The 11913-nt window shown below is 40.5% G+C and carries 12 protein-coding genes; all 12 read left to right on the plus strand.

What is annotated here, in order from left to right; genetic code table 11:
• Window positions 1-35 precede the first annotated feature (35 nt).
• The 12 genes from KQI83_RS06450 to KQI83_RS06505 all read left to right on the plus strand — a co-directional run bounded on the left by KQI83_RS06450 (window position 36) and on the right by KQI83_RS06505 (window position 11716).
• Window positions 36-1031: a DUF5688 family protein gene (locus KQI83_RS06450; protein WP_118585377.1), complete on the plus strand. Its 996-nt coding sequence runs from the start codon at window positions 36-38 to the stop codon at window positions 1029-1031.
• A 109-nt stretch (window positions 1032-1140) separates the two neighbouring features.
• The gene (locus KQI83_RS06455) at window positions 1141-1680 is read left to right on the plus strand and encodes a JAB domain-containing protein (RefSeq protein ID WP_004611525.1); all 540 of its coding nucleotides are present in this window, start codon (window positions 1141-1143) and stop codon (window positions 1678-1680) included.
• 4 nt (window positions 1681-1684) lie between these two features.
• A complete protein-coding gene (locus KQI83_RS06460; protein ID WP_118585374.1) occupies window positions 1685-2662 on the plus strand; it encodes a DUF3991 and TOPRIM domain-containing protein in 978 nt (325 codons plus the stop codon).
• A gap of 327 nt (window positions 2663-2989) precedes the next feature.
• On the plus strand, window positions 2990-3514 hold the full coding sequence (locus KQI83_RS06465; protein WP_117715737.1) for a multidrug transporter: 525 nt from the start codon (window positions 2990-2992) through the stop codon (window positions 3512-3514).
• A 4-nt stretch (window positions 3515-3518) separates the two neighbouring features.
• Window positions 3519-3851 carry a plasmid mobilization protein gene (locus tag KQI83_RS06470; protein WP_118585371.1) on the plus strand — a complete coding sequence of 111 codons (333 nt, stop codon included), beginning with the start codon at window positions 3519-3521 and terminating at the stop codon, window positions 3849-3851.
• Window positions 3852-3861: 10 nt separating this feature from the next.
• Entirely contained in the window at window positions 3862-5286 is a 1425-nt protein-coding gene (locus tag KQI83_RS06475) for a relaxase/mobilization nuclease domain-containing protein (protein ID WP_118585398.1), read from the plus strand.
• A gap of 29 nt (window positions 5287-5315) precedes the next feature.
• Complete coding sequence (locus KQI83_RS06480) at window positions 5316-6500, plus strand: hypothetical protein (protein ID WP_118392688.1); 1185 nt, start codon at window positions 5316-5318, stop codon at window positions 6498-6500.
• 9 nt (window positions 6501-6509) lie between these two features.
• Complete coding sequence (locus KQI83_RS06485; protein WP_117715718.1) at window positions 6510-6914, plus strand: hypothetical protein; 405 nt, start codon at window positions 6510-6512, stop codon at window positions 6912-6914.
• Window positions 6914-8032 carry a PcfB family protein gene (locus tag KQI83_RS06490; RefSeq protein ID WP_118565019.1) on the plus strand — a complete coding sequence of 373 codons (1119 nt, stop codon included), beginning with the start codon at window positions 6914-6916 and terminating at the stop codon, window positions 8030-8032. Before KQI83_RS06485 ends, KQI83_RS06490 begins: the two co-directional genes overlap by 1 nt.
• A 6-nt stretch (window positions 8033-8038) precedes the next feature.
• Window positions 8039-10234: a VirD4-like conjugal transfer protein, CD1115 family gene (locus KQI83_RS06495; protein ID WP_118565020.1), complete on the plus strand. Its 2196-nt coding sequence runs from the start codon at window positions 8039-8041 to the stop codon at window positions 10232-10234.
• A 107-nt stretch (window positions 10235-10341) separates the two neighbouring features.
• A complete protein-coding gene (locus KQI83_RS06500) occupies window positions 10342-10866 on the plus strand; it encodes a flavodoxin family protein (RefSeq protein WP_014081098.1) in 525 nt (174 codons plus the stop codon).
• 40 nt (window positions 10867-10906) lie between these two features.
• Window positions 10907-11716, plus strand: coding sequence for a hypothetical protein (locus KQI83_RS06505; RefSeq protein ID WP_147352957.1), 810 nt, complete (start codon window positions 10907-10909; stop codon window positions 11714-11716).
• Window positions 11717-11913: the final 197 nt, after the last annotated feature.

Below are 11913 nucleotides of genomic sequence, written 5' to 3' on the forward strand. Positions count from 1 at the left end.
TTCCCAGCTTTTTTAGATTAAGGAGGAACCGTAATATGATGAATTACGAGATTTTTAAGGAAGTAGTAAAAGAAAAGTTTATGGATTATATGCCAGAGAAGTTCAAAGGAATGGAGCTTGTGGCAGAGCCAGTGGAAAAGGTGAATGTGACTCTTGATGGCATCATCTTAAGAGAGGAAGGTAGGAATATTTCGCCTACGATTTATATCAATGACATGTATAAGAAGTATCAGGACTGTGGCGATCTTGAGGAAACACTTATGGCTGCATGTGACTTCATGGAAAGGGCATATGAGCAGGCTCCGGTTGTTGATGTGGACAGCATTATGAGGGATGCTAACGAGAAGATTGTATTCCAGCTCATCAATACAGAGCAGAATAAGACATTTTTGGAACAGGTGCCTCACAGGGAGTTTCAGGATCTTTCTATTGTGTATAAGGTAATAATCAGTGCAGATAAGGATGCGGTGCAGAGTTCAAAAATTACAAATGAATTTGCGAAAAGACTTGGTATGAGCGAGGAACAGCTCTTTAAGTGTGCAGCGGAAAACACAAGAAGACTCTTCCCACCTGTAGTACGAAGCATGAATGACATTATGAAAGAAATGTTCGCAAGGGATGGGATGCCACAGGAGATCGCAGAGATGATGATAGCTGAGATTCCACCGGAGCAGACGATGTGGGTGATTTCCAATGAAAAGGGTATCAATGGTGCAGCATCCATGCTTTATGAGAATGAGCTTCATGAGCTGGCAGAGAGTTTAGAGAGTGACCTTTATATTCTCCCTTCGAGCGTGCATGAGGTTATTGCAGTATCTTCAGATATGGGAAGCCCTGAGATGCTAGCACAAATGGTAGTCGAGGTAAATATGCAGGAGGTGTCTTTGGACGAGAGACTTTCTAATCAGGTATATCACTATGATAAGGATTTAAGAAAACTCACCCTTGCAACTGATACACCAAACAAGAGACTTGATGGTATCGTTGCAGAACCTCCCCTTGTATATGATGCGAAGGAAAAGTCCAGATAGGAGGCAGTTATGGAGCAGGAACTTACAATGGAAGAACTCATTGCTCTCATAAACAGCCAGAAAGGTGACTTTGTTATCCGTGTCGAGTTTGGAGAGGAGGCGGTGTCTGATGCCAAAGAAGAATGACTTCAAGCTTGATGTGGTTTCGGTAAGACTTGTAAAGGATGCTCCGATTTATTCGGAGCACACCTTTAATAATCCTGCGGATATAGCTGCTGTCATGGGAGACTGTATGTGCCAGTTTGACAGGGAAGTAGTGTGTGTGGTCAATCTAAGGTCAGATTTAAAACCTATCAATGTGCATTTTGCAAGTGTTGGTTCTTTAAATGAGGCAATGGCACATCCGAGAGAGCTGTTTAAATCAAGCATCCTAAGCAATGCGGCAAGCATGATGTTAATCCATTGTCACCCATCCGGGAACGTATTCCCAAGTAAGGCTGATACCATGATGACAGACCGCATGAACAAGCTGTGTGAACTGATGGGAATACCGCTCATTGACCATATCATAGTCGGTGGAGACAATCGTGAATTTTTCAGTTTCAGGGAAAAAGGCATGATTGATAATCCTAAGATTACCCTGAGCACAGATTACCGGACACTTGATATCAAGTCACCGCTTGTAGCAGAGCAGGGAAAGGCAAGGTGAAAGCATGGATGGAAGATTTACGGATGAAGAGCTTGCCATAGCAAAGAGTGTTGACCTGTGTGCAGTTGCTGAAAGCCTTGGGTATACAGTAAAGAGGATTGGCAAATACCACACTTTAAAGGAGATGGATTCCATCCGTATCTATAACAGAAGCCATTGGTACAGATGGTCAAGGCAGTTTGACAAAGGCAACAATGGCGGCTCACAGATAGATTTCTTACGGGTATTTTGTGGAATGAGTGTAAAAGAGGCTGTGTTCTGGCTTTTGGACTTTGCAGGATACAGAAGAATCGAGAATCCTGTAAAGCAGCCACTTGTTCATCAGGTATCGCAGAAGCAGGCAGAGGAGAGAAAGCCGTTTGTCCTACCGGAACCGGCAGGAGATAATTCCTATCTTATTTCATATCTGAATCAGGAGAGAGGAATCAGCAGAGCAGTCATAGATCTGTTTTTAAAAGATGGATTGATTTATGAGAGCAGGCATTACCACAATGTTGTTTTCAAGGGAAATGATAAAAATGGAGTGACAAGATTTGCAAGTATGAGAGGCGTGTTTGATAAGCAGGGCAAGCCATTCAAGTGTGATGTCACAGGCAATGATAAAAACTATGGATTTAATGTAGTAAATGTTAACAGTACAGAGCTTGTAGTATTTGAGGCTGCAATCGACCTTATGAGTTATGTGGATATCTTCACGGATTATGAATCAAATAAGCTGGCACTTGGGATGCTTGCAGATGCACCACTTGAGACTTTTCTTCGGGAACATCCGCAGATTACTTCCATCCGGTTCTGCCTTGATAGAGATGAGCCGGGGAGAAAAGCAGCAGCTGAACTTATGAGAAAGTATTATGAGCTTGGATATGAGGTAGAAGACTGTCCGCCTCCAGCCGGATATAAGGATTACAACGAGTGGCTTGTGGCGGCAAAGCTTAATCTTAATCAAATGAATCAGAGAGCAGATGAACCGGTCAGGGCATGAGAACTTGGATTTTGATGTGTGGGGGCAGAAAGCGCCCCCAAAACAGCAAAGTGGGGGCAGAAAGTGCCACCAAAATGTCAATGTGGGGGCAAAAAGCGCCCCCAAAATAACAAAGTGGGGGCAGAAAGCGCCCCCAAAGTAGCAAAGTGGGGGCAAAAAGCGCCCCCACTTTCATAAACAGAGGGTTTTAGGGAGATTTTCTCCCTAACTAGATGGCATTAGGACAGAGATGTCTCTAATGCGTATCTAGCAGTCGCCGGGGACTAACTGGAGACTGGAGCTTTGGTGAATATTTACTAAACACGGATAAGGAGGTGCAAGGAAGCAATGGATGCAGAAGTTACGCTATTTTCAAAACCAGAAGAACTGATTGCCTGGGCAGACACATTTGATATCTTACTTAACCCTTCGATAGAAGATGCTGCAATATTGCTTAACTATATGGAAGGTCATGATTATGCTATTGGCATAGATTCTGATGGAAAGATGTACAGACAGGATGTAGCTGAGGAGAATGGTGAAATTGAACCATACCCGATAGATGATGTTATAGATACTGTTTGTGAATGGAACTATGAACTGATACTTGATGCTGATGCACACAGGAATGATCCAAAGGATTTTAAAGATTACAGTGAGTTTCAGGATAAGTATGACAGTTTGAAAGCAGATGAAAAGAGGCTGGACAGGTTGTTTGAAAAGACCTGTTATGCAAAGGAGATTGATGAAATGGCAGCTGCTTTGGTGGAATCATTCATTAGTCATCTAAGTAGCAGGGATGATTTGGAAAAAGCTGCGGTGACAGTTGCAGAAGGAATTAAGGATTATAGTACGGGTAAGAGAGGAAGGTGAGTCTATGGCAGATAAAGTTCATTGTATTAGGAAAACACTAAGACTAATGCCAGAGGAAGCCAAGATGCTTGCAAAAAAGGCATGTGATAATGGAATGAATGAGGCTGAGTATATCCGTCTTCTTATCAGTCAGAAACCAAATGATTATCCGGAAGTAAGGAAGATTCTGAAGGAACTCATTAATGAAGTCAACAGAATTGGAATAAATATCAATCAGATAGTATTTAACAATAATGCCAGGCTGTATTCCAAGGAAGATAAGACACAGCTGATAGCTTATATGCGAAAACTGAATCAGAAGGTAGATGAGGCGGTGGTAAAGATTGGCAATCAGTAAAATCCTTAATATGAAGGATTGTGGTGGGCATTTTCACGGAAAACATCTGAAGAGATCTCTTGATTATGTGATGAATCCGGAGAAAACACAGGATGGAAGGCTCGTTGGTGCAATCAACTGTCAGGTCGATTCTGCTTTTGAACAGATGAAAGCTACAAAACGGAAGTTTGGAAAAGTTGATAAAAGGCAGGGATATCATATCATTCTCTCATTTAAGGAAGATGAAGTGAATCCTGATATGGCATTTGAGATAACCCGCAGATTCGTGGAAGAGTATCTTGGAAAATCATATGAGGCAGTATATGTGGTGCATGATAATACAGCACATGTTCATTCACACATTGTATTTAACAGTGTGAGTTTTGTGGATGGGAAAAAGTACCGCTATGAAAAAGGAGACTGGGCAAAGTATATCCAGCCAATCACGAATAAGTTGTGTCAGGAATATGGTCTTTCAATCATTGATGTTGATGATGGCAGTAAGGAAAAAGAGTATGAAAGCTATAAGGACTGGAGCGAATATCGTGAAGGCAGTTTTGTATGGGCAGATATGATTAAGAGAGACCTGGATTCCTGCATACTGCAGGCAGGAAATTATGAGCAGTTTCTGGAGCTGTTATCTGACAAAGGATATGAGGTCAAGCAGGGAAAGTATCTGGCGGTAAAGCCACAAGGAATGACGAGATTTCGCAGATGTAAGACATTAGGTAACATGTATTCTGATGAGGCAATCCGGGAAAGGATAGAAAAAGAGGATATTTCATTTTACCGGGAACAGCAGAAAGAAGTACAACCGGTTCTTTGTAAGTGTAAGGTGAGAAGATACCGAAGGGCAAAGATGTCGGGGCTTCAAAAGAGATACTATGCAAAGCTATACCGGATAGGAAAGCTGAAAAAGAAGCCATACAGTCAGGTATGGAAGTATAAGGATGATATCCGTAAGATGCATAAACTGCAGGAGGAGTATTTGTTCCTTGTCAATCATGACATTCATTCAGCAGAGGAGCTTGTCAGTGTAATCAGCTCATTGACAGATAAAAGAAAAGAAGTTTCAGCAGAGAAAAGCCGCATTTATAAGGCTAGGGAGAGAAGTCGAGAACTTTTTGATATAGCAGATGATATGAAAGAGTTAGAACCTGCTGAGAAGTCTTTCCTCCAGGGAGATGAATTTTTTACGGATGAGCATCTGCAATGGGAAACTTTGAAACAGAAGCTTTTATCACAGGGATATAGCCTTGAAGAGGTGGAAGCACTGCGTAAACATTATAAAGAGGAGTATTCCAAAGCATGTGCAAAAGAAAGGGCAGTATTCAAAGAGTTGAATATTGGTAAATCTATATGGAAGAGTCTTATTCCAGACAGCGTATCAGATGGAAAAGATGCACAGTACAACAAAGAGACAATACGAGACAGGAAAGAGCAGCCAGAACGTTAGGCTGTTTTTTTAGTAGTTAGGAGGCATATATGGAAGAAAACAGAGAACCGCTTAGTGCGATAGCAATCGAGAAAAAATTGCAGCTTCTCCGAAATAAGCATTTTAGTGAAGATACGATTGCTCTTGTAAAAAGTGATTATGAATATGGACTGAAAGAGGAGGAGATCAGCCTTTATCTCAATAAGTCATACGACATTGAACAGATGAAGATTTTATCGGAATGTCTGCACAAGGATGTTCCAAAAGATATGATTGATATTATCAAGAATACCAAGTATTCGGTTCATCAGATGCAGGTGTCCCTTGAATTTTATGAAAAGGGTGTACCTGTTCAGACAATTAAGGAGGTTATGGACAAAGGGGAAAAACCTATTACCATGCGACGATTATATGAGGAAGTTTTGGAACAGCTGAATAAAGTCAAGAAACAGATTCCGGAAGAGTCTGAGTATGTGAAAGCACTCATTTCTCAGATGGATGAAGTGGTTGCAAAGATCAATCATCAGAATGAAAGGTATGATGCCCTGAATAAGAAGCTTTCTGAAATAGAGACTTCCAAAGATGATGAGGGAGTCAGGGAGCGTCTGGTCAAGGAGAACCAGGATAAGGATGCTCTTATCAACAGTCAGCAGAATGAACTGAATAAGGCAAGCAGTACGATTGCAAGACTCAGGGATGATATTGAGAAAAAGGATAAGGAGATGAAGCGTATGGGAGACAGAATAGAGTCATTGGAAGATAAGATCATAAGTGTTGCCACAGAGAATAAGAAAGAGGCAGAAAGTAAGGCAGAGCCGCAGGAAAGCCAGTCCGTACCACAGGCAGAAAAAAAGATGGTTGATACAGTTGCAGTTCCGCAGAATATGCAGGCTGTGGCAAACGGGATTCCGGTCTATTATCAGATTCCGGTAGTTGATGGTACCGGAAATGTGGTGCAGAGACTTCCGATTGAGAGAAGTGTGAGAAAGAGCAGCAACAGCGGAGTGGCAAGCCTTTTTGCAAGACTTTCTTTTAAGAAAAAGTCGAGAGCAGACATTGTAAAGCTTGTTGCATCGGGCGATCTTGTTCCGGCACAGCTTGTCCAGATTAAGAGTGCAATAGAAAAGGGACTTACGGAGACACAGCTTATAGAGCTTATTACCAATAATATTTCAGCAGAAAAGATGAAAGAGATTATTGAGATAGCGGTACTTGAAAACAGTATGGCAGATTAGGAGGTACTTATGAATTTAGCAGTAGTAAATGAAGCAGTAACAGAGATGAATGGTGTGGAGCATCAGTTTACAGAGGAAGAGAAAAACTTTGTTGTCCAGTTCGCATTCAGAAGCGGCAGCAAGGAAGATACGATTTCTCTTATTGAAGCATTGGCACATTCGGCGGATAAGGCTGAGTCGGACGAGATTATGGTCACATACAGGGCTAAATATGATATGAAGCCTGCATGGGTGGAACAGGTGGAAAACCTGCTTGTGGCACTTGAAATGTACCGTATCGAGGAGGAAAAAGCAATTAATCATCTGGCAGATATTTTGAATGCTTATGGTATTGATGTATCAGCCGAGGAAATCCGTACTACAGAGACAGAAACACTTAAAACAACAGTCAGAGAGAAAGCGGAGGTGCGATAATGGCAGAAGAGATTCAGGAAGCGGTGCAGATCATCCGTGTTGCTTATGATGGCATTGAGATTGCCATGAAGGTAGGAAGTGGAGGAATAGCTGCCATGCAGAAGGCAATAGATTTCTTAAAAGGGATGCTTGATTATGAGAAGTCACTTGGCAAGACATCCATGAGAAAGCTGCTCTTAAAGGGCGGTGATTTACAGGTGTTACAGTTTAATACCGAAGATATGAAAAAGGTTGAAAAGATGGCAAAGAAGTATGGAATACTCTATTCAGTACTTCCGGACTGCAACAGGAAAGACGGACTGAGTGAGGTAATCTTTCATACAGAGGCAGTTCCACGTGTGAATATGATGATACAGAAGCTCAAGTTTGGCAAGATTGCCACATTTGACGATTATCTGAAGAATGGAGATGAAAAATCACTTGGCAAGCTGATGGATTTTTTGAAGAAACAGCAGGGAAACGAGAAAAGCCACACGATAGAAGGGGATAGGGTTAATTCCGCTATTGACGGACTGATTGAAAAGGTAGGAATGTTTGCAATGGAAAAGAAAGCTATCAGTGTGGATCAGGTCAAGGAGAATTTCAGTATCAATGGTGAGCAGGCTGAAAGTGTTATCAGACAGCTTGAGACAATCGGTGTGCTTGGCAGCAAGAATGAAGATGGCACCCATACAGTAATGATGGACAAGGATGCATTTATTAATCGTGTCAGAGGTTATCAGGACCTTGCTGAGAGAATGAGGGCGGTTGCGGCATCAAAGAATGCGAACCTGTCAGATGTGACTATCAGCAAGAAGCTGATTATAGAAGAGAATGACCATGCTGTTAAGACCAGAGTTCCCGGCACATGGGGAGAAGAGGCAAAATATGTATGGCTCCGTAAGGAAAACATCATGGAGATTCATGGTGGAAAGACAATGCTTACCTTCCTTGATTCAACCAAGGATTATAAGCTCTACGATGAGCAGAATCGTGTGGTGACAACCCAGAAAGGAACCGAGCTTTATACTCACTATGATAAGGTGGAATCATCTGTCAGGGAGCGTTACGAGAAAGTGCAGAAGCAGCAGAAAAAGACAGCGCAGAAGAAAACTGTTACCACAAAGAAAGCGAGGTAGCAGCCTATGCAGACAACAAAGAAAAAGCCGTCACTGATATTCATTCTTGTGGGTGCAGTGTTAGCAGGGTATCTTGGTTATCTGATAAATGGTGCGTGGACGGAAGGGATTGCCTTTAATGAATTTATGGACAGATTCAATGAAGTATGTGCTGTTCCTTTTGCCAATTATTACAATTCTAATACAGTAAAAGCAGTAGCCATTGCATTAGGTATCTATGCGATGGCTATTGTCATGTATTACACCAGTCAGAGAAACTATATGCCTGGCAAAGAATTTGGTACGGCAAGATTTGAAAATCCGAAGCAGGTCAACAAGATACTTGCAGATAAGGATGAAAATTTCAACCGGATACTCAGCCAGAATGTGAAGATGTCGCTGGATTTCAGGAGACTCAAGCTCAATGGAAATATCCTTATCTGTGGTGGTTCCGGAGCAGGAAAAACATTTTATGAAGTAAAGCCGAATCTGATGCAGATGCCGCATAACTGTTCCTTTATCTGTACCGATCCAAAGGGAGAAATCCTTAGAAGCTGCGGGCAGATGTTAAAAAATAACGGATATAACCTGAAAGTCATTAATCTGTTAGAGATGGATAAATCAGACTGTTACAATCCATTTTCCTATATCAGAGAGGAAACAGATGTGGTCAAGCTGATTACAAACCTTATCAGCAATACGACACCAAAGGGAGCGACACCAAGTGATCCGTTCTGGGAAAAAGCGGAAGGATTGTTCTTACAGGCTATCTTTTATTATGTGTGGCTGGAGGTACAGCCGGCAAAGAGAAACTTTGAGACAGTACTTAAACTTCTTGGAGAGGCAGAGGTTACAGAGCAGGGGAAGGCATCAAAGCTGGATGTGCGTATGAAGTTTTTAGAGGAAAGTTCTCCACTTGGAGCCAATCATCCGGCAGTCAAGCAGTACAACAAATGTATGAGAGGTGCAGGAGATACAGTCCGTTCCATTATCATCAGTGCCAACTCAAGACTTGCATTTCTTGAGAATAAGCAGGTTTTACGATTACTCTCAAAAGATGAGCTTAATCTGTCAGATATCGGTATTGGAGTGAATGGAGATGGGGAGACAAAGACAGCCCTCTTTTGTGTAATCCCTGATAGTGACAAATCCTATAACTTCATTATCGGTATGTTATACACGCAGATATTTCAGGAATTGTACTATCAGGCAGACTTTAACTGCGGAGGCAGACTGCCAATCCATGTGACATTTATGTTAGATGAATTTGCAAATGTCGCATTGCCAGATGACTTCTGTTCGCTGTTATCGACAATGCGAAGTCGTGAGATTTCAAGTATTATCATTATTCAGAACTTTGCCCAGCTAAAGGCACTTTTTAAAGATACCTGGGAGACAATTCCCGGCAACTGCGATACTTTCATCTATCTTGGTGGAAATGAGCAGAGTACACACAAATACGTGTCAGAGTTGCTTGGAAAAGGTACGATTGATAAGAAGTCAAGTGGAGAGACAAAGGGCAGACAGGGAAGCTCTTCAAGAAACTATGATGTATTAGGAAGAGAGCTGTTTACACCGGACGAAGTCAGAAAACTGGATAACAAAAAGTGCATTATTTTTATCCGTGGTTTTGATCCTATCATGGATAATAAGTTCATACCATTCAATCATCCGATGTTTAACCAGACAGTAGATGGCAAGGGAGAGCCTTATGTTCATCAGATAAGAGGAGCAGATAATCTTATCGGTCCGCCATTTGAGATTCTTTCAGACAAGGCAGTTAAGTATTATGAAAAACTGAAGGATAAGGGCGAGAATGTGTATATTGATTCTCTTACCTATGAGCAGTTTATGATGCTTGGTGATGCGGAATTAAGCAGGAGATTCTCCATGCAGGATGAAGCAGAGCAGAAAGCAAAGATTGACAGGGAACAGGCAAATGAGCTTGAGTATGTCGATGAGTCGCAGAAGTCTGATACTACAGAAAGTGCCAACTCTTCTAATGGAAGTGCTGGTGCTAAGCCTGTAAGGAATCCAGAGAGGGAAAAGCCTAAGTGGGAGGATACTATCACAAACCGAATGCTGCACTGGTCATATACACCAGAGCAGAAAGAGGAAGTGAAGAAAGCTCTTGCTGCAGGTGTTCCAAAGTCAACGATTCTGACGTATTTCTATCCGGAGGTTACTGTGGAGAAGATGAGTTCATATCGAAAGAAGCAGTAAATGTTATCGCATAGGCACAGAAACCGTGGTATAATGTGCCTATGTGAGAAAAATTATTATTTAGAACTTATTTGCTTATATGATAAGCAGAATGGAGGCTTTGCGAGATGAAAGTAATCATTATAAATGGAAGTGCAAGAAAAGGAAACACTCTTACAGCGATTGAGGCTTTTGTAAAAGGAGCATCTGAAAAAAACGAAATTGAAATCATTGAACCTGACAAACTTAATATTGCACCATGCAAGGGCTGTGGTGCCTGTCAATGTTCTAAGGGATGTGTAGATAAGGATGATACAAATCCTACAATTGATAAAATTGCTGCCGCAGATATGATCCTTTTTGCAACACCGGTTTATTGGTGGGGAATGTCAGCACAATTGAAACTTATTATTGATAAGTGTTATTGCCGGGGAATGCAGTTAAAAAATAAAAAAGTTGGCACGATTGTTGTAGGCGGTTCTCCAGTTGACAGTATCCAGTATGAGTTGATTGATAAGCAGTTTGACTGTATGGCAAAATATCTTTCATGGGATTTGCTTTTCCAGAAGTCATATTATGCAACAGCAAAGGATGAGCTTTCTAAAAATCAGGATGCTATGAAAGAGCTTGAGGATATTGGAAAAGATTTATAAAGCTTGTGATGAAAATCAGGAATTGAAGGAGAATTATTTTTTGAAAATCAATAAAAATGTATTAAAAAAAGATCTCAAAGAGATTAATGCAATCGAAAAATTATTCCAGTATTTTATATCAGAACAAGTTGATGTCGAAAATGGAAAAAGTGCAAAGTTATTATATGAAGAATTAGGGTGGAACCAAAATGTAAGTTATGATGTAATTAATTCATTTTGGATAACTTTTTCATATGCAATGAGATTAAAATATCCGGGCAAATATCGTATAGCAAAAGCAGGGAATGTAAAAATTTATAAACATCATAATACTGATTGGGGATATGATTCGTTTCCAGAAAAATACTTCAAAGAAAACTCAGAGGAAAGAGGTCAAGTAAATGATTTATGTAAAGAATATCCAGATATTTTAAAATTGGCAGATATGTGTCATACTGTAGCGAATTTTATGCCTTGTCCAGAAAGGTTTAATTCTGTAAAAGGACTATTAGGTGATGTAAGAGATTACTTACCGTTGATGATTGATAAGATACAACTATGTGTTGATGCTGGAAAAGACCTAGAGTATTATCACTTAGGTAGTTTACAAAAAGTAGACAATAAAATCGTTAAAGATTGGCATAGCTTTTTTATTAAAAACCAAGAAAAATATTGTTTGAGTATGTATTACCAAGTCAAAAAAAACAGAATTAGTGGAATTACGTTTTTTAAAGGTCAATCTTTATCTTATCCATGTCCACTAGAAAAAGAAGAGGTAGAAGAATGCTTGAAAACCATGTTGGACAAAATAAACAAAAGAGCAGATCTAATACTTAATAGGTATAATGAAGAACATAAATCAAATAGTTAAATTTCTGTTTGTCTGACTCACAACAATTTAATATCAAACTAATACAAGCACTTTAGCCAATAAAGGTTAAGGTGCTTTTTTTGCGCCTTGAAAGGAGGTGGTTACAGCTAAACACATCGGGAAAAGCCCGATTTAATCATTACAACAGGCATTGCCTGATCATATAGAGTAACTTTTAACAGCCAGTTAGGGATTAT

Source organism: Roseburia sp. MSJ-14 (genome assembly GCF_018918225.1).
Taxonomy (GTDB): domain Bacteria; phylum Bacillota; class Clostridia; order Lachnospirales; family Lachnospiraceae; genus Petralouisia.

Bases quoted from the DNA above. Each gene is read 5' to 3' on its own strand.
- KQI83_RS06460 (WP_118585374.1), top strand. From the start codon at position 1,685: ATGGATGGAAGATTTACGGATGAAGAGCTTGCCATAGCAAAGAGTGTT.
- KQI83_RS06490 (WP_118565019.1), top strand. From the start codon at position 6,914: ATGGCAGAAGAGATTCAGGAAGCGGTGCAGATCATCCGTGTTGCTTAT.
- KQI83_RS06495 (WP_118565020.1), top strand. From the start codon at position 8,039: ATGCAGACAACAAAGAAAAAGCCGTCACTGATATTCATTCTTGTGGGT.
- KQI83_RS06470 (WP_118585371.1), top strand. From the start codon at position 3,519: ATGGCAGATAAAGTTCATTGTATTAGGAAAACACTAAGACTAATGCCA.
- KQI83_RS06475 (WP_118585398.1), top strand. From the start codon at position 3,862: ATGAAGGATTGTGGTGGGCATTTTCACGGAAAACATCTGAAGAGATCT.
- KQI83_RS06455 (WP_004611525.1), top strand. From the start codon at position 1,141: ATGCCAAAGAAGAATGACTTCAAGCTTGATGTGGTTTCGGTAAGACTT.
- KQI83_RS06450 (WP_118585377.1), top strand. From the start codon at position 36: ATGATGAATTACGAGATTTTTAAGGAAGTAGTAAAAGAAAAGTTTATG.
- KQI83_RS06465 (WP_117715737.1), top strand. From the start codon at position 2,990: ATGGATGCAGAAGTTACGCTATTTTCAAAACCAGAAGAACTGATTGCC.
- KQI83_RS06485 (WP_117715718.1), top strand. From the start codon at position 6,510: ATGAATTTAGCAGTAGTAAATGAAGCAGTAACAGAGATGAATGGTGTG.
- KQI83_RS06500 (WP_014081098.1), top strand. From the start codon at position 10,342: ATGAAAGTAATCATTATAAATGGAAGTGCAAGAAAAGGAAACACTCTT.
- KQI83_RS06480 (WP_118392688.1), top strand. From the start codon at position 5,316: ATGGAAGAAAACAGAGAACCGCTTAGTGCGATAGCAATCGAGAAAAAA.